Origin of the sequence: Streptomyces sp. TSRI0281 (genome assembly GCF_001905125.1) — a bacterium.
Lineage (GTDB): Bacteria > Actinomycetota > Actinomycetes > Streptomycetales > Streptomycetaceae > Streptomyces.
Genome location: NZ_LWLE01000034.1, coordinates 461,721 through 484,698 on the forward strand (window position 1 = coordinate 461,721; position 22,978 = coordinate 484,698).

Here is a 22,978-nt window from a genome sequence, read left to right on the forward strand (position 1 = left end):
GAACGGAGGTGAGCTGTGGCGGGCATGAGGAGATACGTCGAGGCCATCACGGGCGAGCCCCTTCCGCACGGCATCCTCGGTGCCTGCACCGATATCCGCGACGTCGAAGACACTCACGAACTCCTCGGGGTCGAGTGGCTGTCGCTGGGCTGCTGCCCCGTCAACGTCTGGCGGGACCCGTGCTTGGACGGCGAGTCGCCGGGCGACGAGTCACCGGGCGCACGCCCGCAGAAGGAGTTCTGTCGGCCAGCGACGGAGCACGCCGACCCGATCACCGTGTACGCCGGTGCCGAGTGCTCCACCATCGGGTGGACGTACGCGGAGGCCCGCGCCCACGCGGAGGCGTCGCTCGCCCTGGGGGAGCAGGAGGCCGTGGAGGCGGGTTTCTGGACGAGCACGCTGGCGATGACCGCCGTCGACCTGACCCCGGCTGCCGGGCCCGTGTCCGTCGCCCAGGGCGTCGCCGCCCTGGAAGGGTGTCTGGCCGAGTCCTACGGCGGGCGCGGTGTCCTCCACGTCCCCGCTGGGGCGGCGGCCCTCCTGGGCTGCTGCAACCTGCTGTCCGAGGACCCGGCTGGCAACCTGCGGACGCTGGCTGGGAACTGCGCCATCATCGGCGCCGGCTACAGCGCGATGAACTCCGGGCCGGGCGGGATCCCCGCCGATCCGGGCACCGCGTGGCTGTACATCACCGGCCCGGTCGTGATCCGCCGGGGCCCGGCTGAGACGGTCCCGGACCGGCCCCGCCCGTCCGTGAACACGAGGAACAACGACAGGCGCGTGTTGGTGGAGCGGACCTACGTCGTCGGCACGACCTGCACCGTATGTGCCGTACAGGTGGTGACTTGCACGTGAGGAAGCCCATGATCGAGGTCCAGCCGAACCCGGAGCAACGGCGCGCGTTCGCCGCGCACGCGGTCCTCCAGAAGCCGAAGTGGCGGACCGTCAGCCCCACGAGCTTTGCCGTCCCCGCGGACCTGTTCACCGCCCTCCCCGAGGAGCTGCTGATCGGCGCGGTCGTCGACGGCCACCGGTACGTCTCGCCCGACGAAGACGCCGCGCTCGGCAACCAGCCGTTCGCGAGACTGTTGGACTGCGGGAAGTGCTACGAGGAGGTCGGGGGAGAGGTCCACCCACACCCGGAGTGCCCCCTCGGTACGACGGCCGGCCTTGAGCTGGTGGGCGTCGCCACCGAGGCAGGGTTCCGGGAAGCCGTCCCTGGCGAGCCGGTGCCCGAGGTCCCCGCCGAGGCGTACGACGCGGACTCGGTGCCGCTCACCGCCGCTGACACCAGCGAGGCAGCGCCCTCCGGGGCACCGGAGGGTGTCTTCCCGTGTGGTAGCTGCGACCGCGACTTCACCACCGAGCGCGGGAGAGATACCCACGAGCGCATGAAGCACCCGGAGGCATGAGCCGTGCCCGTTGAGCCGATTCCCTGTGCTGCCCCAGAGACCGAGCCGCCGGTACCGCCGTGCTGCTCCCCGGGCCTGGCCTCCACTGGCCTGTGCCTCGCGGACGGGACACCGATCGCGGTCCTGGCCGTCACCGCGTGCGCGGACTGCGGCACCGATGCCGCCGCGCCGGAGGTTTCCGGCTGGCTGAACCTGCTGACCGGCACCTTCGCCGCTGGGCCGCCCCCGGTCGGCTCTGAGGCGTGCGTCGGTCAGCCGCAGCAGTTCGAGGTGGGCCAGTGGTGCGACCTCGACGCCGCGGGCGAGGTCATTGCCCCTGTCTTGGTGGAGTACGAGTACGACGACACCGGCCAGCTCATCGGCGTGCGGACCCTCACCCCGGCCGGTGACCCGTACGCCGTGGTCGGCACGCTGGGCATCTGCCCCGGTGCGGTCAACGACGTTGAGTACGTGGTCCTCTGCGACACGGGGACCGACGGCACCGTGACCGAGTTCCTGCGGCAGCTCACGCCGACCGGTGACGGCACCAGCAGCACATCGGACACCTTGCTCGACGGCACCACCGCTTATACCCCGGTCGGCCGCGTCGGCACCTGCGGGGGCTCCCTCGTCCCCTGCGGCACCGGCACCGGCGGCACGCCCGGGGTCTCCGGCCCGATCGTCTCGGGCAACGAGGAACTGTCCTCCGTCGCCCTGTCGCGGCCGATCAGCCCGGCGACCGAGCACGAGGTGCCCGGCATGGGCGCCCTCATCACCGGAGGCACCTGGCACCTGCCCGCGACGAAGTGCGGCGTCTCCACCAGCGGCCAGGACCACGGCCTCGGCGCTCTCCGTCTCCCGGCCGTGCCGCGCCCGCTCTGCGACGCGGGCACCGTCACGGTCACCATCCGGCTCAACTACGCCCAGGAAGGCCCTGACGCCGGTCAGGCATCCACGGGCGCCCTGTTCCTGATGTACCACCAGCCGGACGGCAGCGCGGTGCAGGCCGGAGGCCACGCGTTCCCCCAGAACACGCCCGCTGGGTCCTCCGGGACGAGGGAAGTCACGGCGACGATCCCCGCTGACCGCCTGGCGGTCGGGCAGGTGTACGCCGTCGTCAGTGCCGAGACCTGGCAGAAGAGTTTCAACGTCGCCGCGAAGTGCAAGGCGTGGACTTTCTCGGAGTGGTCTGCCGAGTTCGCCTACGACGTGACCGGATGCCCGGACCTCCCGCCCCCGCCCCTCGCACAGCTCGTCAAGGTCTGCCCGACAGACCCGATCCCGGTGACAGTGGAGCCGGGGAAGGACACCGAGGTCGCCGTCCTCTGCAACAACGACGAGGACGGCACGGTCACCCAGTTCCTGCGCGCCTACCAGGTCGACTCGGAGAGTGGCCAGGTCGGCGTCGTCGCCGACACGCTCCTGGACGGGACCACCCCGTTCGAGCCCCTTGGGCGGGTGGGCGTGTGCCCCCAGCCCTCCCGGGTCTGCGAGAGCCACCTCCTGTGTGACGTGGCCCCGCTGCCGGTCCAGGTCCCAGCCGGTGGGGGCACGACGGGCACCCTGCCCAACGGCGTCACATACACCCGAGCCGGCGGAACGTGGATGCTCGGTCAGCCCTGGTGGCTCATGAACCAGGCGACCCAGACGTGGACGTTCGACACGCTCGTGAGCGTCCAGTGGGGCGTTCAGATCCGCCGGAACATCGACTGCCTCGTCCTTCCCGAGGGCACTGAGGTGGTGGCCCTGGCCCCAGTCCATACGTACAACGCGGCGTCCCGGACCCTGTGCACCACGGCAGCGAGCAACAACACGTCGGTCTCCACGTTCCGGCATCCGAGCACGACAGAGCTCACCTTCAACGGCCCCGGCGTGGCCCCGTTCCTCGGGCGGATGATCGGGCTGGTCGACGTAGCCCCACCAACGATCCCCTTCCTGCGCACGACGTGCCGTGACAGCGAGGGCGACGTCCTCGACGTCACCGACACCACGCTGGACGGCACCACCGCCTACACCTCGACCGGCACCGTAGGTGTCTGCCACCCCCCGGAGGCTGAGCCGTGCGCCTCCACGGTGGAGACCCTGCGTCTGTGCGACCTCGACCCGACGGTCGAGCCCGGCGACGACGGGCGCCGCTGTGCCGTGCCGTTCCTCCGGCACCTGGTCCACGACTGCGCCGGCACCCTCGCCGAGACCCGCGACACCGCGATGGACGGCACCACGCCCTACACCCCGGTCGAGGTCGTGGACTGCGGAAGCGGCGGCGTGCCAGCACTGCGCGAACTGGTGTGGCCGCAGTCCGGGATCGCCGAAGACCCGGCGGGTACGGTCCAGCACGACTTCATCTACACGGTCACCAACCCGGAGACCGGCGAGGCCGCCCAGGTCCGGCTCCACGCCAGCAGCCCCGCCAGCGGCGCCTGTGGCGCCTACAATCCGGCCTCGCCCGTCTTCAACAACCCGACCACATACACCCTCACTCTGAGTTCAGCTGCTCAGGAGATGACGACGTTCCGCCTGGACCTCTTGGACTTCGACACCTTCGAGGGGGTCACTGGGCTGAACCCGCTCCCGTCCCGCGTCGAGGGCGACGTCACGTGGACCGGATCGACGATCAGAGCCAACGTCAGCAACACCACGGCCTACGTGTACTGGGACGCCCCGCCGCCCACGATCGCCTACCGGTACGGCAACACCGGCGGCGGCAACGCGTGCTCGGCTGTCCGCTTCCAAGGCACGACCCTCCTCCCTGACGGCTGCTGTGGCTGCGGCGACGGCACCGAGCCGTGCCGGGACACCTCCAGCACCCTTCTGTGCGACACCGCCGCGCAGGAGGCGCAGACGGTCTTCGACCCGTCCAGCCGACCAGGGGCGGACGGGTGGCAGGTCGTCAGCTACACGGGAGTTGACCCGGCAGTCCCCGCCGAGTCCGCGCTGCCGTACGACGCCCCGCACCCTGCCGGGAGCCCCGCCTTCATGGGGGCGCGGTCCGATCTCTACGCCGGGGCCGGACCGGGCTGGCCTGGGTACGACATCGCCCCGCACCGGTGGATCCTCCGCAAGGTCTTCGAGGCGCCGGAGGATGGCGTCGCGGTCGTCACGTCGGCAGGGTTCCGGGGCGACGGCGGGGCCCGAGTGCGGGTCAACGGCATCGACGCCGGCATGTATGGGCAGTGGAACCAGCCCGCCACCACCGGCACGGCACAGATGCCCGTCACGGCCGGGCCGAACGTTGTGGAGATCGAGGTCCGCGACGGGGCCGGCTCGAACTGGGTCCAGGGCCGCTTGGACATCGTCATGACCCGGACGGTGGAGTTCTTGCGCCGCCAGGTCACGGACTGCGAGACCGGCGCGGTCCTCTCGACCACGGACACCACCCTGGACGGCGAGCCGTACGAGGTGACCGGCGAGGTCGGCCAGTGCACCCCGGCCGCAGAGTGCTGCGAGCAGCCGCCGCCGGAGCTTCGGGTCGACGTCGAGGCCGACGTCATGTGCATCCGGGACGCGGGCGGAGACGTCACCGGGCAGGTCCTCGTGGAGCGGCTCTACGACGACCAGTCCGGAGATCGGACGGCGCAGCGCCTCACCGACCCGACCACCGGGAACGCGGTGGAACTCCCGGCGGGCGCCGAGCTGGTGCTCTGCCAGGAGCCCGCTTACCCGGATGTCGAGGCCCTCCAACTGTGCGACACCGTCGGCGAGGCCGACCCGGTGCCGTTCCTGCGGCACCTCGTCTACACCGGCGAGGCGACCGCCCCGACCGTCTTGGACACCCTGCTGGACGGCACGACGCCGTACACCGTGGCCGGGGCTGTGGGCGCCTGCGACAGCCCGTGTCGGGCGCACGTCGTGGAGGCGTGCCGGTGGGACGACACCGACGGCGACGGCGTCGGCGACGTCCGGTACGTCGAGCTGGTCTCGGTGGACGGCTGCACCGGCGTGCTCACCCCTGTCGGCACGTACTTGCCGGACATGACCGGGCCGTACGAGCCGGTTGCCCCGGTGGACGACGGGCCGGTGGCGGGTGCTCCAGCGGCGCGGGGCGTCCAGGCGCACCGGGTGCTGCTCCCGGCGGGGGCGAGCTGGGACGCGGCCACGGTGCCGCTGCTCCAGTCCGTCGCCGTCGTCGCGCACGGCACCGGGCAGGTCACCACGGTGGACGGGCCGAGCGCCCTGGCCGCTGGGGAGAGCATCGGATGGTCGGTTGCCCGGGACTCCGACGCCGGCCTCACCGGTCCGCTCACTGTGTCCGCGATCGATGGCCCGGTGGCCGTCGCCTGGACGCGGAGCGTGACGCTGTGAGCGGCACCACCGGCGGTATCGCCCTCCCCGGCCCGCCCGGAGCACCAGGAGAGCCGGGCGCTCCAGGAGGGCCGGGCGAGCAAGGCGCACCTGGAGCGCCTGGTGAACAGGGCCTGCCTGGCGAGCCGGGGGCTCCGGGCGGCCCCGGCGTCCGGGTGGAGCGCGTCCGCGCGGTCACCAACGCCACGGGGCAGGCAATCATTTCCTGGTCGCCGCCGTTCACCGCGCCGCCGGTCGTCACCCTCGCCGTGGAAGGGGGCGTCGGCTTCCGCGCGGTCCGGATCACCGCGAACAGCCCGGCCGGCACGACGGTCCAGGCCGACGGCGCCGCCGTCGTCGAGCTGCTCGGGATCTCCCTGCTGGCCGCTGCTCTTCCGGCGGTGGGCGTCACCGTCCATCTGATCGCCACCGACCCCCAGGAAGGGGGAGCCCCATGAGCTGCTGCGAGGAGCGCTCCTGCGACTGCGTCATCACTGCTGGCCCCGGCGCGACCGTCGACGGGGGCGGCTCCACCACCGACCCCTACGTCATCGGCGCGGTCGGCGGAGGCGGCGACCCGACCGTGATCCAGGCCGTCGACACCCCGACCGTCGACATGACCGTCACCGGCACCGGGACGACAGCGGACCCGGTCCAGGTGAGCGCCGCTGTCATCCTGGACCCGTCGCCGCCCGGCGGCGGTGACCAGCTGCTTCAGGCAGGCCCGGACGGGCTCTACCTGGAGTGCGAGCAGGTACGCGGCTGCATCAGCGCGGGGGACGGGGCCGCCTACGACCCGGACACCGGCGTCGTGTCCGCGCGGCCGTCGACCGACGCCGGGAACACTCTGGGCATCGGTACGGACGGCGGTCTCCTGGTCCCGCCCGGCGGCGCGGCCGAGCCGCTGGCGATCGGGTGTGGACTCCAGGGCGAGGGATCCACGGCCGCGCCCCTGGCCGCCTTCCCGATCGCGGGGGAGCAGCCGTGGGCGGATGACTGGGACTGCGACGCGGCGGCGAACTCGACGCTGAAGTGCGACCCGTCCAGCGGCGCGCTGTGGACGCCGCCGGAACACACCACTGCGGCGCTGACCCTCCAGCAGAACCACCCGATGGGCACACCGGCCATGCCCGCGACCGGCACCGTCGTCATCATCGACGCCACGGCGTGGTCGGAGGGCCGCTACGACCCGGACACCCTCAGCCTCTGCCGGGGCGTCTCCTTCAGCACGGAGTTCACGGGGCACGCCGAAATCTCCTGGACCGCGGGAGCCATCTTCGACGTCGCATACGCGGTATCGATCGACGGAGCCGGTGCCACCTCGCGGCTGATGTACAGCGAGCTGACCCCGCCCGGCCCCGCCGGACGCCGCAGGGTCACCTTCTCCACGGCTCAGGCCACCGTCCTGCCGCCGCACACCGGCTACGCGGTCCGCGTCTACCCGGCAATCCGGGTGACTGCTGGCACCGTGACGATCCACCAATGGATCACCGACACTCACCTGTTCGCCCTCACCCGCTAGGAGCCCTCGGTGCGCTACTACCTCTCCGACGACGGCGGCACCATGGCCGTCGACGGCGACACCACCGTCTTCCCCGTCGCGATCCCCGACGGCCACCGGGAGGTGACTGCCGAGGAGTACCACCAGGCGGCCGGCACGATCGCCGTCGCCCTGCCTGGGGACCAGAGCTGAGCGACCTCCCCGCACTCCTGACGGCTCGCCGCGCACCCGCCCGGCGAGCCGCTGCACTTTCCAGCCCCCCGCGCCGTGGGGGCGGCGGCTAGAATCGGAGCGCGCTGCTGGTTCTGGGCCGGGCCACCCATCTCATGGTGGAGGCCCATGTGACTGCCCCGCTTATCGCCAACGCGGACACCTTCCGCGTGACCCGCGTCAACGGCTGTGGCCGCCCGGTCTGCGGAGAAGACAACGCCTACGTCACTGACTGCTTTGCCTCCCTCGCGATGAACGCCAACATCGAAGAGGGCGAGGACACCAGCTTCAAGGGTGCCAACGGGCGGCAGTGCGGCTACAAAAAGGGCTGCCCGACCCTCAACGGCTACGACATCGAGCTGGTCTTCTACCAGGCATCGCCAGAGCTGATCGAGATCATGACCGGAAGTCCCGTCTTCTACGACCACGCCGGGCGCCCGATCGGTTGGGACGACTGCTCTATCGCCTGCCGCGCCGGGTTCGCCCTGGAATTGTGGGCGGACATCCTCGGAGAGGACGTGTGCCCGGAGGAGGAGACCGCCGAGGGCGCTTGGCAGTATTTCCTCATGCCCTGGGTCACCAACGGCATCATCGGCGACCTCGAACTCGGCTCCGAAGGCGTGAACTTCACCCTCACCGGATCGACCCGGGCCGGTGGCAAGTGGGGTGTCGGACCGTACGACGTGATGGCCCAGGACGCCGCAGGGACACCCGGCCCGATGCTGACGCCACTGGGCCAGAACTGTCACCGGCGCCCGTTCATCACGACGATCGCCCCGCCGGAGCCGTCCACGGAGTACCTGCCGGTCGAGGGCGACCTTTGCCTGGCCTCGTGACCGTGGGCGCTCCGCACATCGTGGTCCCCGTGCGGGAGGGGGGCGTCAACCGGCAGCTGCGCTATGCACTGCGGTCGTGGGCGGCCCACCTCCCGCACGGGCGGGTGTGGGTCGTCGGCTACCTCCCCCAGTGGGTGAAGACGGCCCGGCACCTGCCGCTGCACCAAGGCGGCACGAAGTACGAGAACACCACTGCGGCGGTCCGGAAAGCCTGTGAGAATCCGCTGGTGTCGGACCCCTTCCTGCTGTGCAACGACGACTTCTTCGTCATGCACAAGGTGAAGGAGATGCCGGTACTCCACCGCGGCCCGGTCCGTGAGGTCGAGGCGTACTACGCGGCGCGGGCGTCGGGGAAGTACCTGCGAGGGATGCGGGAGACGGCGGCGCTCCTGGGCGAGCACGGGCACCCGGACCCGCTGTCGTACGAGCTGCACGTCCCACTGGTCGTCGACAAGGCGCAGATGCTTCAGGCGCTCGACCTCGGCAGCCACCTGGACGTCGTGCACAAGCGGACCTTGTACGGGAACCTTGCCCAGCTCGGCGGGGAGCAGATCGCCGACGTGAAGATCTTGCACCGGGCGCCGACCGGATACGGGGCGCACAGCCCGTTCCTCTCGACGATGCCGGACTCCTTCGCGAACGGGCACGTCGGCCAGCACATCCGCAGGTGCTTCCCTGAGCCGTCCCTCTACGAGAGCTCGGGTAGGTACTGATGCCGCTCCAGATCGGGCCGTGCGAGCCCTGGCCGGTGGAACTGTGCTGCGAGGTGCCCGAGGGCATGGAGCAGGCCACGGTCGACCGGTGGACGCGCGTGGCTTCCCAGATCCTCTGGGGCCTGTCCGGCCGCCGGTGGGGGCCGTGCCCGGTCACCGTGCGCCCGTGCCGCCGTTCCTGCGCCGACATGGGCTTCCCCAGCTTCCAGGCCGGGACGAGCACGGGCCCGTGGATCCCGTACATCGGGACGGACGGGCAGTGGCGCAACGCCTCGACATGCGGCTGCAAGTCGGACTGCTCGTGCGGCGAGCTGTGCGAAGTCGACCTGCCGGGCCCCGTGTACGACGTCGTCGAGGTCCTGGTCGACGGCGAGGCCCTGGTGCCGGAGGCGTACCGGGTCGATGCCCCCGGCCGGCTCGTCCGTACGGACGGAGAGTGCTGGCCGGACTGCCAGGCGATGGAGCTGCCTCCGACCGAGGAAGGCACGTTCGCCGTGACGTACCGGTGGGGGCTTCCCCTCGACGACGCCGCGATTGCCGCCGTTTCCGAGCTGACGTGCCACCTCCTCAAGGGCTGCGCCCCCGCGGGCTCCTGCGGCTGCAAGGTCAACCGGAACCTGACCCGGATCTCCCGCCAGGGCATGGAGATGGAGATGCCGGACCCGATGCTCCTCTACCGGGACGGCTTCACCGGCCTCCCCCTCGCGGACATGTGGATCAGCATGGTGAACCCGTACCGGATGACGAGCCCGTCACGGGTCTACAGCCCGGACTACAAGCGGCCCCGGGTGACGACATGGCCCTGACGCCCTTGGTGATCCACGACCTGACCGAAGCGGTACTCGGCTGCGTGTGCGTCGCCCTCGACACCACCGCGGCGACGGTCGACGGTCAGCCCGGGTGTCCGTCGTGCCGGACCTGCGTAGTCCCGGGAGCGGTCGCGTGGGACTCGTGCGACGACCCGTGCAGCGAGACGGCGACGGGCGGGCAGCTCACCGTGTCCGTCGCACGGCTATACGCCTCGTCGGACGTCGCTTTCCCGGCGGAGTCCAGCAGCGTGCAGGGCGTACGCGGCTGCATGCCGCCACCGATGACCGCGGTGGAACTCGCGGTGACCCTGCTCCGATGCGCGCCGACGTTCACCGAGCACGGATGCCCGCCAACGTGCGAGGAGTTGTCGGCCGCGTCTCGGGTGCTGCACATCGACATGGTGACGGTCTACAACGCGCTGCTGTGCTGTCTGCCGGGGACGGAACAGCGGCGGCGTGGACGACGGTTCGTGATGGGGGCTCAGCGGACCATCGGGCCGCAAGGCGGCTGTGTCGGCCTGGAGCAGCGGGTCACCGTTGCTCTACCTGGGTGCGCGCCCTGCCCTGATGGGGAGTCGCCGTGATGAGCCGTGGGTGGCATCGGCGGGGGTGAAGTGCTCCGCTGCCACGCTGTTCGGCGTCCGCGTCAGGTGAGCAAGCGATCTCAGCACATCGAGAATTCCCTCACCGGAACGGATCGTTACCAGAGCGATATATTGGCCTTGATTGATCTTGCTTCTTGAGTCGGCGGGGGAGTTCCCGCCCGGGAACTTGTTCTGCAGTAAGGAAAGTTCCTCTACCCCCTGCTCTGTGCAGGCCAGGGGTGCGCGGCTCTATCTGGCGCTGGAGGGCCCACCCTGTAATGCGCTGACCTGCGCTTATCTGGGATTGGGATCGCTAGACGTTCGGGCGTGATTCCGTCAAGCTGGCCTGGCGTTCGGGTAATCCGACCCGGCGTCAAGTGCGGCCCGCCAAACGTTTCCTGATGCTGTGGTAGGGATCAAGGAACCGCCCGGCGGGCCAGAAGGGATAACGCATGGGCATCCTCCGCTTCTTTATTAAGTATGCACGTCTCGAATTCTTGCCACTCGCTACGTCCGTCGTAGTCGGCGTGGTGTTCCTCGGTCTGATGCTGGCGCTCTGCGGACCGATCGTCTGGCTGCTGCCGGTCGAGTTGGCCGAGGTGCTCGCCGGGGCGATCGCCACCTTCCTCGCGACGACCCTGCTCGGTGTCGTCGCCCTGGTGGTCCAGCGTCGCCGCTGAATGAACCGAGCCCCCCGTCAGCTTCCGCGTGACGGGGGGCTTGGCGCTCCAGCAGAAGCTGGCGCACCTGGGGCTCAGGGTAGTCGGCTGCTTGCCGAGCGTTAGGTCGATACTGTCTCCTGACGCAGCTGGTTCTGGGCCGGGCGCTCACCGTGGCGCAGCCAGGCTGCGCCCCCTCCCCGGAGGAAGTCTCCCGTGAGCGTGGAAGTGAACATCGACAGCCGGTTCATCGAGCGGGCGCTGCGTCGGCCCGGGGGGATCGGGGAGCGACTGCTGCGACGCCGGGCCGCCCCGGTCGTCAGGAGGGCCGAGCAGCTCGCCCCGGGCAGCATGGCCCGGGGCATCACCCTGCGGGTCGAGGGCACCGGCCGGGAGATGCAGGCCATCATCACCTCGACCCACCCGGCGTCCCTGTACGTCATCAACGGCACCCGCCCCCACGTCATCCGGCCGAGGCGAGCGCGGGCGTTGCGGTTTCAGGCTGGCGGGCGCACCGTGTTCGCGGCCCGGGTCAACCACCCAGGGAACGCCGCGAACAACTTCCTCGCCCGCGCGGTGCGCGAGGCGTTGTGAGTCACGTCGGCTGTTCGGGATCCGGCGCGAGCTCCATCAAATCGTTGTAGAAGTAGTAGCAGCTCATGATGAAGTCCTCGGCGGCGCGAGGGGACACCTGCGTGCCCATCGCGGCTTGGCGTTGAAGGTCATCCAGTTGCTCGAAATACATCAACGCCGGTCCGGACAGGCCGAAGGGCCGAAGGCGCTGTAGGACATCTCTCAGAGCCCTGGCTTCCTTGTCGCGGACGTACACGTCGAAACTGGCGACCGCACGGGAAGCACCGGCCTGGATGATGGCTGACCGCAGGAATAGCCAGGCTTCTGTGACTGCGGAAGCAGGCGACCGGCCGGCGAGGGTCATTGCGGACGTGAACGGACCAAAATCTGCCCTGGTGTCTCTGATTGCGGTGGCTGAGAGGGGCTCGGTCAGCTCGTGCCGCTGCCGTGAGTCCGGCCCTTGATCTGGGTCCACTTCATGTGTCTGCTCGGGTTCGGTGGAGGAGTCGGGGGGAAGCGCGGGACGAGTGTCCGCCAGTTCTTCGACCTGTTCTCGGACCGTGCGAGCGTCCTCTGCGAATTCGATCGCGCCTGCGACTGTGTCGAGCCGGATCATGCGCCTCATGGCCTCATGGATGTGGCTCCTTAGCCCCCACACCAGCGTGATCGTCACCAGGGGCCACACCAGGGCCTTGACGTATTCGAGGACCAGCTTCGCGATCTCCACATTGCGACAGTGCCAGCGACCCGGACCCCTTAGTGAGCGTCCGGTGTTGCTGTGGCGGAGATGAGACGTCCGGGGCGCAGCTGCCCCGGACGCGTGGAGCGTGGACGCGCTGGGTCAGAAGCCTCCGCCGGAGTCGCAGGAGAGGACGAGTCTCCGGAGTCGTAGGACGACGAGCCTCCGCCGCAGTTGCTCGACGATGAGTAGTGCTCGCTGCTGATGTACGTGCTCAGAGTGTGGTCGACGGGCGGGACCGGGGACTGAACCGGCGTGGCCGGGCCGGTCGACGGGCGGCCTTCTTGGACTTCTTGAAGGGGTTCATGGGCGGTTCATTCCGTCCCCCTGTGTCTGACATGCGTGATTTGAGCTATCGATCGAGGGCGGTCCGCTCGGCTACCCTGCTGCCGCCGCTGGTTTTGGGCCGGGCACCGCGCACCACCCCCGGGAGCCACCATGGCCAACAAGAGCTTCGCCATCAACACGAAGCCGCACGTCGCCGAGATCGGCGATGACCTGGAGCTGGCCTTCGAGCCGGAGGTCATGGGCGATGAGTTCATGGACGCCTACCAGAAGCTCCGCGACACCCAGCAGCAGAGCGGCGTGAACCTGGACGACCTGTCGGGGGTCGACGGGAAGGACCTGCGGAGGGTCACCCGGGCGGTGCGGGTGTTCCTCGGCGGGCTCATGCTGCCGTCGTCCGCCGCCCTGCTGCTGCGCCTGGACGTGATCGTGGCCGACGAGGTGGTGGAGTCCTTCGAGGACCTGGACGCAGCCCTGGCCCGGGCGGAGGAGCTGGAGGGCGCGCGCGTTGTGGACGGGCTGCGACTGCCGGACCGTGTGCTGCTGGAGCTGGTGGATTGGGTCATCGAGCTGTACTCGGGGGGTCAGCGCCCTCCTACACAGTCAGCCGACTCCTCGACAGCGTCGCGGCCGGCTGGGACTCGTGGGACGGCCACCTCGCGCTCCGGGGGGTCGACCCGCGCACCTGGACGCTGAGGCGCCTGCTCAACGCCGCTGAGGCGCAGATGTACCAGGTGGCAGCTGACGACGCGGAGCGGGCCCGTATCCAGGCCAAGTTGTACGCCGCGCCCAAGGGTGCCCCGGCGGCCCGTCAGGTTCCGCGAGGGGGAGGGGCGTCCCGGGCGGAAGCGGAGGCGCTGATGGCCCGTATGGAGGCAGAGGACGCCGCTTTCGGCAGCGGCCGGTAGGCGTGCCGATACCCTGACCTCGTCGCTGGTTCTGGGCCGGGCAACCAACTCTCCCGAGTGGGGTTGCCGTGGCCGACGACGTCGACGGCTCTGCACGCATCCGGATCACCCTGGACGACTCCGGGGCGGTCGCGGAAGCACGTGCGCTCGGCGTCCGCATCAAGGGTGCTCTGGAGCGCGGGATGCGCGGCTTCGGCCGCGACCTCCAGCGCACCCTTCGGTCGCTCAGCGTCGAGGTGCGCGTCGAGCCGGACATGCGGCGCTTCGACGCGCAGCTCCTCGCCGGGCTCCGCGGCCTGGAGAGCATCAACATCCCGGTCGCCCCGGACGCGGCGCTCTTCATGGAGCGGCTGCGCGCGGCTCTGGCGGGCGAGGAGGTTCAGGTCCGGGTCGTCCCGGACCTGAGCGACTTCGACGCCCGGCTGCGCGCGCACAACCTCCCGACTCTCACCGCCCGGGTCGACGCGGACGCCGGGCCGTTCCGCAGCGTCCTGGGTGGCTTGGTATCGGCGGCCTCCGGCGTCGGGTCGGCCCTCGCCGGGGCACTGCGGTTCGCGGCCGTCGGGTCGGCCGCCTTGTCCGCCGCGGCCGGTATCTCCTCGTTCGTCGCCTCGCTGGCCCCCGCGATCGGGATCATCGCCGCGCTGCCGGCGGCGATCGGCGGGATGCTGCTGGTCACCAACTCCCTGAAGCTGGCCCTGCTGGGGGTCGGTGAGGCATTCGGGGCGGCGCTCGGGGACGACCCGAAGAAGTTCGAGGAGGCCCTTGAGGGGCTGTCCCCGGCCGCGCAGGCGGCGGCCCGTGAGCTCCGGGCACTGCGGCCGGAGCTCGTCGAGCTGAAGAACACCGTCCAGGACGCGTTCTTCGCCCCGCTGGAGGGGCAGATCACGGCCGTCGCCGAGGCGCTGGCCGGTCCGCTCAAGCGGGGTATGGCCGGCATCGCAGGCCAGTTCGGTACGGCCGCGTCGGAGGTCACAAAGTTCCTGTCCTCGACGCAGGGCATCGCGTCCGTCGAGCAGATCGTCGCGGGGACGACGGCCGCGGCGAAGGGACTGGCCGGGTCCCTGGCCCCGGTCGTTGCGGGTTTCACCCAGGTCGCCGGTGCCGTATCGGAGGCGTTCGGCGCCAGGCTCGGCGACGCGATCGGCGGTCTCGGCGAGCGGTTCGGGGCGTTCCTCACGACGGCCGCGACCGGAGGGCAGGCCGTCGCCTGGGTAGAGGGGGCTCTCGGCGTCTTCAGGGAGTTGGGTGCGCTCGTCGTCCAGATCGGCGGGATCATCGGGGACGTCTTCGGGGCTCTGGCCGCCGGGGGCGGTGGGCAGCTGACTGGGCTGGCCACGATCTTCGAGTCCGTCCGAGCGGCGATCCAGCCGCTGCTACCGCTGATCACCCAGCTCGCGATCACCGCCAACTCGATCCTGGGCAACGCCCTTTCGGTCCTCGCGGCGGCGCTGGGGCCGATCATCACGGCCCTCGCGAACACGCTGATGCCGCTGCTGCCGCCCCTCACGGCAGCCTTCGACGCTCTCGCCGCCGGGCTCGGCCCGATCGCCGCGCAGCTCGGCGGCGCGATCGGGGGCGCGATCTCCGCCCTCCTGCCGCCGCTGCTCCAGCTCGTCCCGGTGCTCACCGGCGCGATCCTGCCAGCGTTCGGTCAGCTCGTGACGACCGTCGCGCCGCTGATCACACAGCTTGCCGGGAGTCTGGCCCCCGTGCTCACCCAAGTCGGCGGGCTGATTGCCACCGTTTTCGCTGCGGCTCTGAAGATCGTGACACCGCTGCTCCCGCCGATCGTCACCCTCGTCTCGAACCTCCTCACCGCGCTGGCCCCGCTGATCGGCGTCATCACGACCGTTGCGGCGGCGCTCGGTGACGCGCTCGGGCAGGCCGCGGTTTCGCTGGTCCCGCTCCTGGACTCCGTGGGGACAGCGGTCAGTGACATCGTCACCGCTCTGGCCCCACTGATCGCTCAGATGCTGGGCAACCTGCTGCCGGTACTGCCGCCGCTCATCGCAGCGTTCGACGCGCTGGTCCAGGCGCTCGTCCCGCTCCTGCCGCCGTTCGCGGGCCTGGTCCAGGCGCTCGTCCCGCTGCTGTCGCTCGTCGCTCAGCTCAACGGGGTGATCCTGGGCGCCGCAGCGTCCTTCGCGAGCTGGCTGATCATCAACACCGTCGTCCCGGTGATCACCAAGCTTGTCGGGATCATCACCGGGGCGGTCGGCGCGCTCACCGGAGTGATCAACTTCTTCACTGAGCTGCCCGGCAAGATTGTCAGCGCACTGTCCTCCTTCGGGTCGACCGTCGCCACGTTTTTCACCGGCCTCTGGACGTCCATCACCACCGGGGTGTCCACTGGGATCACTGCTGTGGTCGGCTTCTTCACCGCGTTGCCGGGCCGGATCCTTGCCGCCCTGGCAGCGCTTCCCGGACTGCTCCTCGACACGTTCATCAACGCGATGGCCGGTATCGGTATCGCCCTGCTCACCGCCGTCGCCGCGATCATCTTCATCTTCACCGAGCTGCCGAACCGGATCGGGAACGCCTTGCTGTCGCTGGGCGCAGCAGTCGGCTCGGCGTTCGTCTCCGCCTTCACCGCGACGAAGGCCGCGATCACCGGCTTCATCAGCTCGGCCGTGGCGTTCTTCGCCGCGCTCCCCGGCCGTATCGGCGCCGTGCTCGCCGCGATTCCCGGCCGGGTCGTCTCAGTGTTCAACTCGGCCAAGGCGTCGGCCACCGCGACTATCAGCTCGTTCGTCAGCTCGGCCGTGACGTTCTTCTCTGGGCTGCCGGGGAAGGTCGTGGCGGCTCTGTCGAGCCTGGGCAGCCGCATCGGCGGTGCGTTCAAGTCCGCCTACGGTGCAGCGCGGAGCGCGGTCAGTTCGCTGATCTCGGGCATTGTGTCGCTGTTCTCCTCCCTGCCGGGGCGCATCGTGGCGTCGCTCGGAGACATCGGGTCCGAGATCATCGGCAAGATCAAGGGCGGGCTGCCGTCCAGCGTGCGGGGGCTGCTGCCGTTCGCTGACGGCGGGATCGTTAACCGCCCCACGGCCGCGCTCATCGGGGAGGCGGGCCGGGAGGTCGTCATCCCACTCACCCGGCCGCAGCGGGCCCGGCAGCTTGCCGAGCAGTCCGGCCTGCTGGACCTCCTCGGCCCGCTCCGGGCCTCGGCTGCCGACGCGCCCGGGCGTCCTGCCACCGCGGCCCGGTCCGTCACGAACAACTGGAACATCTATGAGGCCGGGGACGCGCGGACGACCGCGCACCGGGTCTTCACCCGCATGGCACTGGAAGGGGCCTTCTGATGCTGGAGTGGTACCTCGACCTCGGGGGGACGGAGATCGCCAACCACGCCCGACTGGCGGCCTACCTGGAGACGGTGGGCAGTCCACTGGACACGGCCTCGCCGTGCGGGTGTGAGACCTTCGATGCGGTCCTCGTCGGCGACGAGCCGTATACGACGCCGGAGGAGGACGGGGCGCCGTGGTACGACCCGGACGTCCCGCAGTCCGCAGACCTCGCGGGCCTGATGGTGCTCAGCGTCGACGGGCTGGACATCCACCCGGTGCGGCGCACGGTGACGTCGGCGGTAACCGGCGGCGCGGCCCTGGGCGCGGCCCGGGTCGAAGCCCGCACCCTTACCGTCACCGCCGTGCTGCTCGGCGCGACCTGCTGCGCCGTGGAGTACGGGCTGCGGTGGCTCGGCCAGGCGCTCGCCGGGGGAACCGGGAGGGGGTGCGGCGGCGGGGGCTGCGGCGGAGACTCCCTGACGCTGTTCAACTGCTGCCCCGCCGAGTTCGAGGAGCCGCAGGCGTTCGCGGACGCGCACCGGCGCACCCTGCGCCGGGTGGCCCTGGTCTCCCCGCCGGAGGTCATCTCCCGAACCGGCAGCGGCGGGTGCTCCGGCAGAGGCGGGTGCAGCATCGGCGCGGACATGCTGACCGTGGAGTTCGTGCTGACGGCTGCCACCCCGTGGATGTGGACGGACCCGGTGCCGGTGCTGGAAGTGCCGGTGCCGACGGACGACGGCACTGAGTGCATCATCTGGTGCGTCCATGACCCTGATGCCCCACCACCGGTACCTCCCGTGTGCTGGGAGCCGGGCGACAGCTGCCCGTCCGGGGCGGTCGTCGCGGACCTGACGGATCGCGAGTGCCCGGTGTCCTGGCCGGCGCTGGAGACCCACCGCGTCGCCCCGTGCGAGAAGACGTGCCGACTCGCGGACTGCGAGGAGGTGGGGGCGCTGTGTTCAGACCCGCTGTGCAGGACGCCAACGCCCCCAGTTCCGCCCCCGCCCGCGACCTGCTTCTGCCACGCCGTGGCTGTGAATCAGGAGTGGTACGGACTCGACCTCACGGGACGGCCGACCGCGTTCGGGGCAGTACCGATCATTGAGGTGTTCGCCGGAGCGCGGGATCTGCGCCGGGTAACGGTCACTCTGTTCGAGCGCACGGCCGACATGGACGGCCTGACATGCGAGGAGGCCGCAGAGGCAGCCCGCTGCACGCCGCACTCGGTGTACGAGGTCGCTTACGTACCGGCGGGCGGCACGGTCACCGTGGACGGGCAGGTCGGAAGGGCGACCGTGGAGTGCGGGGGCCAATGCGAGGGATCGTCCGACGTGTACGGGCGGGACGGCGGGCCGCTGACGGTGCCGATGCTGATGGCCGGCCGGTACTGCGTCGAGATCGCCGCGGATGCCCTGGTGACGGCCGCCGACGACGCCACGGTGTCCATCTCCGTGTCCGGTCGCGAGTACTAGGGGGACAGGATGCCAGTCGGATGCGGCACGCACCAGGCGCTCATCGTGGACCGGGGCGGGGCGGTGGTGTCTACGGCAAACACCCTTGTCGAGGTGGAGTGGACGAGGGTGCTGGACGACACGTCACAGGCCCGCATTGTCGTCCACCCGGACGCGGATTGCTGTGGGTCACTGGCTCAGGTCAGGGCCTGGAGACACAAGCTGTGCCTGTTCCGGGACGGCCACCCGGTGTGGGAGGGGCCGATCCTCGCGCCGAAGTGGAAGGCCGACGGTGTGGAGATTCGGGCCTACGACATCACTGCGTGGCTGGACCGCAGGGTGCCGCACTCCGACGTCCAGTTCGTGGACCGGGAGCTTGCGGAGATCGCGGAGTGGCTTATCCACGACGGATTCGCGCCGGATGACCCGGGCCACAGCGTGGAGATCGTCGAGCCCACCCGTATTCGCGGCCGCAGGGAGTACGAGGTGGATGTCGGGCAGACCGGGGACCACCTGCGTGACCTCGCGGACACCGGCCTGGACTTCACGGCCGTGGGCTCGCGCATCCTGCTGCTTCCGGAGGCATTCGCTGGCCGCGTCGGGTCCCTGACCGATGGAGATTTCCCGGCCGGTCTGTCAGTCGCGGAGGACGGGGCCGCTCTCGCGACCCGGTGGGTGGTCCACGGCAAGGACGGCGTCAAGGGCGTTGCCGGCGGACTCGATCCGTACTACGGGCTGCTGGAGCAAGCAGTTGAGGAGACCTCGGTACTGGACGACGCCTCGGCGACCGGCGCGGCCAAGTCCAGGCTAAGCGCGAATCTGCCCGCCCCGGTGTTCCTGGACTCCCAGCAGACGACGCTGTCGCCCGACGCTGCGGTCGACGTGCCGACACTGGTCCCCGGCTGGTGCGTGGACGTGACGACGACCGCGACCTGCCGGACCATCTCCCAGGCCCTGAAGATCGTGTCCGTCAAGGTCACCGAGGACGGCGACGGGGAAACTGTCGGCGTCCAGCTCACCCCGGCAGGAGGATGACGTGGCCGCACGAGGAACAGCAGCACACCGCAACCCCGGCAACCCGCTGAGCGGGATGCTGAGGGACCTCAATCGCCGGGCCCGCACCAGCACTTCGCAACAGGGTCGTAGGCCAGCGGGACCCCCGGGGGAGCCTGGCGAGCGCGGACCGGCTGGGAAGCCCGGGGCGCCCGGCACGGTGGTCCTGGCCGCCGTGATCGTGACGGGGGACGACGGGCGGGCGGTGTGGGTGTACGGGCGGGAGCTGGTCGCGCCGCCGGTCCTCGGCGCCGTACCAGTCGACTGCGGGCGGGACGGGACAACGGTCACTGTCGCAGTCGAGGAGGCCACTACTAAGCGGGCCGTGGTCCGCATCTGGAGGTCCCGGCCGCTCCTCGGGCTGGGCCTGCTGCCGTCCGTACCGGCCGGGCCCGACATCGCGGTGCACATGACCGCGACCTCGGTGACGGCTCCGGATACTCTCGTATAGCCGCTGGTTTTGGGCCGGGCTCACACGTCTTCTCCGTGAGGTGAGTCATGGCATCCGTCTGCGCGTGCGGCGACTATTTCAACGTGTCCCCGGAAGGCGAGCTGTGCCTGAATCCCGGCACGATGGGCCTTCGCGAGACCCTCTACTTCCGTACACCGGGGACCGCCCAGTTCCGAAAGGGGGACTACCCGTGGCTCGCCCGAATCCGGGTGCGAGTCCAGGCGGCCGGTGGCGGCTCCGGCGGTGCGGACTCCAGCGCCAACGGCAGCATTCCTCGCCCCGGCGCGGGCGGCGGCGGATACAGCGAGAGCCTGTTCAAGGTAGGCGAGATCGGCGCCGTCGAATCCATTGTCGTTGGCGAAGGCGGAGCAGGCGGCGCCGGGAACAACCCGGGCGACGACGGCGGGGGGTCCAGCTTCGCCGGGGTCGTCACCACGTTCGGAGGACCCGGCGGCAGCGCGAACACGGCCAGCGGCGACACCAATGTCACCGCCAACGCGATTCTGGGAGCCGCCACCGGTACGGGACAACTCGCGATCGGTGGCGGCGCCGGTGAGGGCGCTCTCCGTATCAGTGCCTCGCAGGGCCTGTCCGGCAGGGGAGGAGACTCGCACCTCGGTTTTGGCGGGTACGGACGCAGTACCACCGGACCGGGCGGTGCACCCCGTGGTTACGGGGGCGGTGCCGGTGGCGCGTTCTCGTACGACGGCCCCGCAGAGTCCGGAGGCAAAGGCGGCAACGGCCTCGTCATCGTTGAGTTGTATGGGTAGACGCGCGGTCCGCCTCTGTTCGGACACGGTCCGGACGGTGTCCGAACAGGTCGCGGCCCTGCGCCCCTCGTGGCCGGACATGGTGCGGACACGACTTCGATCATTGTCCGGACAGTGTCCGGAGACCGACTTTCATCCTGGAGGTACCCATGTCTGCCCCCGCTCCGACCGTGGGCCGCACCGTGCACTACGTGTCGCACGGCACGCCCGTACGCAGCGACGGATCGCAGGAATTCCCGCCGTCGTGCCGCGCGGCCATCGTCACCGAGATCGACCCGGAGGACCCCGGCCGCGTCGGGCTTGCCGTCCTCAATCCAACCGGCCAGTTTTTCCACCCGCTGTCGGCCGGTGGGTGTGTGCGCGCCGACGAGGGGCGGGTCGGTGGCTCCTGGCATTGGCCGGAGGGTGTGTGATGGCCACACCGATGACTCCGACCCAGTGGCTCAGGGCGCTGCGCGCGGAAGGCGTCACCTGCATCGTGGAGATGCCCGGGTGGCGCACCAATAGTCGCAACCACAAAGGGCCTTGGGGTCCGGTACACGCAGCGATGATTCACCACACCGCAGGGGAGGGGCCGGGTCTCTCACGCCTCTGCTTCACCGGCACACCGCAGCTCCCCGGGCCGCTGTGCCACGACTACCTCGACCGCGCTGGGCGCCTGTATCTAGTCGGGTCCGGGCGTGCCAATCACGCGGGGACGGTCGCGCAGAATGCCTTCACAGCGGTGTTGAACGGGCGCGCGGCGCACCCGGCGCCGGACGCGGCCGAGCCGATCGATGGCAACCGGCACTCCTACGGGCTGGAGTGCGAGAACTCCGGTGCTCTCGGCCGGGAGTGGACGCCCGCTCAATACGACGTCGCCGTAAGGGTCCAGGCGGCGCGCTGCCGACACCATGGCTGGTCCGCGAACAGTGTGTGGGCCCACCGGGAGGCGACGCGGCGCAAGCCGGTCGACCCGCGGCTGAACATGGGCGCTCTCCGGGCCGCCGTCGCCGCGCGCCTGGCCCACCCCGCCAATTGGAATCCCAACGACGCGAAGGACGACGACATGCCGAGGCGATCAAACCCCAAGGTCAAGCCGGTGAAGCGCCGGCCGGGCGGGCAGTGGCTGACGGTACCGCTCTCCGGCGGGCTGGTGACCGGCCCCGCCGACTACTCCGGCACCGTGTTCCTGCGGCTGTCCGGTGTGCCGGCTGGGGCCCCGATCCAGACCCGCTACGTCGAGACGACGTCCGGGAAGCGGTCCAAGAACGGTCCAGCCGTCGAGCACGTGGGCACCGAAGGGGACACCTTCATCGCGGTTACCAACGGTGGCGGTCACGTCGACTCCGCCGCGGTGCTCAGTGTCGAATACATCGTGTTCGACGACGCGGACACTCACACCCTGGTGTCCGGCCAGGCCCAGGTCCTCTACTGGAAGTAGGTCGACAGTGACCGACGAGCCGAACCGCGGCCTGGCCCTGGAGCTGGAGCGGCTGCGTGGGACCCTGGGCGAAGGGCTCGCCGAGATCAAGGGAAGTCTTGCCCTCCTGGTGCACCGGACAGACCGCGTCGACCAGGAGTTGGCCGATCAGCGCACGACCCTCACCGCGCTGGAGTCGCGGGTCGACGGTGCGGAGTCGGCGATATCGGCGCAGGGGGACCATCCGGCCCGGCTGGCTGCCGTCGAGCGGCTCGTGTGGATTGGGGTCGGTGCGGCTGCGGTCCTGGGCACGGTTGGTGGCTGGGTCGCCGGGGCCCTGATCTGAGCGTCCGGACTACGGGATGCCGAGCTCGGTGTCCGGGCGGCAGTGGGTGCACGGGGGTACGCGGTCGGCGTGCTCGGTGAGGGCTGCCATCGCCTGCTCTCGGGTGATGGCACGGTGGCGGTCCGGGAGCATGTAGCAGTGCCCGGCGTGGATCATGACAGGTTTCGCGCCGGAGCCGATGCCCACCTCGACCACGTAGTCGGGCAGGGGCGGTTTGGCCCGCTCGCCCTGCTCCTTCTCGGCGACGCGGCGCCTCTCGGCGGCGATCCACCGATCCGTCTTATCGAGCTGCTGTTCCTGGAATCGCCTCAGGAAGAGCAGCGCCTCCAGACGTGCAATAGTTTCGGACATATGTTCGAGTCTAGTCGGTGGGCAGGCGCTGGCCAGTGCAACCCATGGCGAGCCTGGAACGGACAGCGTGCCCGGACCGTGCCCGGACCATGTCCGTGCAGGTGGGGGCCGGTGTCCGGGATGGGGCTCCGCTTCGGGCGGATGGAGCACGAGCTGCATCCGAACGGCGCCGGTTCGCTCCGTGGCGCGGTCGACGAAGCGAACCGGCGGCTGGCGCACCTGTGCCCCGACCCGGATACGCCGGGCCGGCGGCCAACGGCCGGTTCCTGAGACTGGGCGTCCCGGCCTCACGGCCCCGGGGCGCCCGCTTTTGCCGGTTTGCCTGCGCTCGGCATGTTGATGGTGGACACTGATGATCCGCGCGGTTTCTCCCAAGCA

The 22,978-nt window shown here is 70.4% G+C and carries 24 protein-coding genes; 22 read left to right on the top strand and 2 right to left on the bottom strand.

Annotation, left to right across the window (positions count from 1 at the left end; translation table 11 throughout):
• Positions 1-24 precede the first annotated feature (24 nt).
• The 12 genes from A6A29_RS34140 (at position 25) to A6A29_RS34190 (ending at position 11,578) form a co-directional block, all read left to right on the top strand.
• Positions 25-855 carry a cupin gene (locus tag A6A29_RS34140; protein WP_073726578.1) on the top strand — a complete coding sequence of 277 codons (831 nt, stop codon included), beginning with the start codon at positions 25-27 and terminating at the stop codon, positions 853-855.
• Positions 852-1,412 carry a hypothetical protein gene (locus A6A29_RS34145; protein WP_198953470.1) on the top strand — a complete coding sequence of 187 codons (561 nt, stop codon included), beginning with the start codon at positions 852-854 and terminating at the stop codon, positions 1,410-1,412. The genes A6A29_RS34140 and A6A29_RS34145 overlap by 4 nt, the downstream gene beginning before the upstream one ends.
• A gap of 3 nt (positions 1,413-1,415) precedes the next feature.
• On the top strand, positions 1,416-5,693 hold the full coding sequence (locus A6A29_RS34150; protein WP_073726290.1) for a hypothetical protein: 4,278 nt from the start codon (positions 1,416-1,418) through the stop codon (positions 5,691-5,693).
• Positions 5,690-6,130, top strand: a complete 441-nt coding sequence (locus A6A29_RS44530) for a hypothetical protein (RefSeq protein ID WP_107468380.1) — start codon at positions 5,690-5,692, stop codon at positions 6,128-6,130. The genes A6A29_RS34150 and A6A29_RS44530 overlap by 4 nt, the downstream gene beginning before the upstream one ends.
• On the top strand, positions 6,127-7,194 hold the full coding sequence (locus A6A29_RS34160) for a hypothetical protein (protein ID WP_073726294.1): 1,068 nt from the start codon (positions 6,127-6,129) through the stop codon (positions 7,192-7,194). The genes A6A29_RS44530 and A6A29_RS34160 overlap by 4 nt, the downstream gene beginning before the upstream one ends.
• Positions 7,195-7,203: 9 nt before the next feature.
• Positions 7,204-7,365 (top strand): hypothetical protein, encoded by a 162-nt coding sequence (locus A6A29_RS45575; protein WP_158074498.1) that lies wholly within the window; start codon positions 7,204-7,206, stop codon positions 7,363-7,365.
• A 149-nt stretch (positions 7,366-7,514) separates the two neighbouring features.
• Positions 7,515-8,219, top strand: a complete 705-nt coding sequence (locus tag A6A29_RS34165; RefSeq protein ID WP_073726580.1) for a hypothetical protein — start codon at positions 7,515-7,517, stop codon at positions 8,217-8,219.
• The gene (locus A6A29_RS34170) at positions 8,216-8,932 is read left to right on the top strand and encodes a hypothetical protein (protein ID WP_241838756.1); all 717 of its coding nucleotides are present in this window, start codon (positions 8,216-8,218) and stop codon (positions 8,930-8,932) included. Before A6A29_RS34165 ends, A6A29_RS34170 begins: the two co-directional genes overlap by 4 nt.
• A complete protein-coding gene (locus tag A6A29_RS34175) occupies positions 8,932-9,738 on the top strand; it encodes a hypothetical protein (protein WP_073726296.1) in 807 nt (268 codons plus the stop codon). Before A6A29_RS34170 ends, A6A29_RS34175 begins: the two co-directional genes overlap by 1 nt.
• Complete coding sequence (locus A6A29_RS34180; RefSeq protein WP_073726298.1) at positions 9,729-10,325, top strand: hypothetical protein; 597 nt, start codon at positions 9,729-9,731, stop codon at positions 10,323-10,325. The genes A6A29_RS34175 and A6A29_RS34180 overlap by 10 nt, the downstream gene beginning before the upstream one ends.
• A 497-nt stretch (positions 10,326-10,822) precedes the next feature.
• Positions 10,823-11,005: a hypothetical protein gene (locus A6A29_RS45580; protein WP_206745378.1), complete on the top strand. Its 183-nt coding sequence runs from the start codon at positions 10,823-10,825 to the stop codon at positions 11,003-11,005.
• A gap of 195 nt (positions 11,006-11,200) precedes the next feature.
• A complete protein-coding gene (locus A6A29_RS34190) occupies positions 11,201-11,578 on the top strand; it encodes a hypothetical protein (RefSeq protein ID WP_073726302.1) in 378 nt (125 codons plus the stop codon).
• A gap of 1 nt (position 11,579) precedes the next feature.
• Here A6A29_RS34190 and A6A29_RS34195 read toward each other — a convergent pair whose 3' ends face one another.
• Positions 11,580-12,284 carry a hypothetical protein gene (locus A6A29_RS34195; protein ID WP_073726304.1) on the bottom strand — a complete coding sequence of 235 codons (705 nt, stop codon included), beginning with the start codon at positions 12,282-12,284 and terminating at the stop codon, positions 11,580-11,582.
• A gap of 450 nt (positions 12,285-12,734) precedes the next feature.
• On the opposite strand from A6A29_RS34195, the gene A6A29_RS34200 reads away from it, so the two are divergent.
• The 10 genes from A6A29_RS34200 (at position 12,735) to A6A29_RS46025 (ending at position 22,249) form a co-directional block, all read left to right on the top strand.
• Positions 12,735-13,277 (top strand): hypothetical protein, encoded by a 543-nt coding sequence (locus tag A6A29_RS34200; protein ID WP_073726306.1) that lies wholly within the window; start codon positions 12,735-12,737, stop codon positions 13,275-13,277.
• Positions 13,278-13,315: 38 nt separating this feature from the next.
• On the top strand, positions 13,316-13,489 hold the full coding sequence (locus tag A6A29_RS34205) for a hypothetical protein (protein WP_385727957.1): 174 nt from the start codon (positions 13,316-13,318) through the stop codon (positions 13,487-13,489).
• A gap of 68 nt (positions 13,490-13,557) precedes the next feature.
• Positions 13,558-16,791: a phage tail protein gene (locus A6A29_RS34210; RefSeq protein WP_073726308.1), complete on the top strand. Its 3,234-nt coding sequence runs from the start codon at positions 13,558-13,560 to the stop codon at positions 16,789-16,791.
• On the top strand, positions 16,791-18,248 hold the full coding sequence (locus A6A29_RS34215; protein WP_073726310.1) for a hypothetical protein: 1,458 nt from the start codon (positions 16,791-16,793) through the stop codon (positions 18,246-18,248). The genes A6A29_RS34210 and A6A29_RS34215 overlap by 1 nt, the downstream gene beginning before the upstream one ends.
• Before the next feature lie 9 nt (positions 18,249-18,257).
• The gene (locus A6A29_RS34220) at positions 18,258-19,262 is read left to right on the top strand and encodes a hypothetical protein (RefSeq protein WP_073726312.1); all 1,005 of its coding nucleotides are present in this window, start codon (positions 18,258-18,260) and stop codon (positions 19,260-19,262) included.
• 193 nt (positions 19,263-19,455) lie between these two features.
• Positions 19,456-19,731: a hypothetical protein gene (locus A6A29_RS34225; protein WP_143197136.1), complete on the top strand. Its 276-nt coding sequence runs from the start codon at positions 19,456-19,458 to the stop codon at positions 19,729-19,731.
• A gap of 47 nt (positions 19,732-19,778) precedes the next feature.
• Positions 19,779-20,501 (top strand): glycine-rich domain-containing protein, encoded by a 723-nt coding sequence (locus A6A29_RS34230; RefSeq protein ID WP_073726316.1) that lies wholly within the window; start codon positions 19,779-19,781, stop codon positions 20,499-20,501.
• A gap of 149 nt (positions 20,502-20,650) precedes the next feature.
• On the top strand, positions 20,651-20,914 hold the full coding sequence (locus A6A29_RS34235) for a hypothetical protein (protein ID WP_073726318.1): 264 nt from the start codon (positions 20,651-20,653) through the stop codon (positions 20,912-20,914).
• Between the two features lie 71 nt (positions 20,915-20,985).
• Positions 20,986-21,924, top strand: a complete 939-nt coding sequence (locus A6A29_RS34240) for a peptidoglycan recognition protein family protein (RefSeq protein ID WP_274535854.1) — start codon at positions 20,986-20,988, stop codon at positions 21,922-21,924.
• A 7-nt stretch (positions 21,925-21,931) separates the two neighbouring features.
• Positions 21,932-22,249, top strand: coding sequence for a hypothetical protein (locus tag A6A29_RS46025; protein ID WP_073726322.1), 318 nt, complete (start codon positions 21,932-21,934; stop codon positions 22,247-22,249).
• A 9-nt stretch (positions 22,250-22,258) separates the two neighbouring features.
• On the opposite strand, the gene A6A29_RS34250 is transcribed toward A6A29_RS46025, so the two are convergent.
• Positions 22,259-22,600 carry a DUF6233 domain-containing protein gene (locus tag A6A29_RS34250; protein ID WP_073726324.1) on the bottom strand — a complete coding sequence of 114 codons (342 nt, stop codon included), beginning with the start codon at positions 22,598-22,600 and terminating at the stop codon, positions 22,259-22,261.
• Between the last annotated feature and the right edge of the window lie 378 nt (positions 22,601-22,978).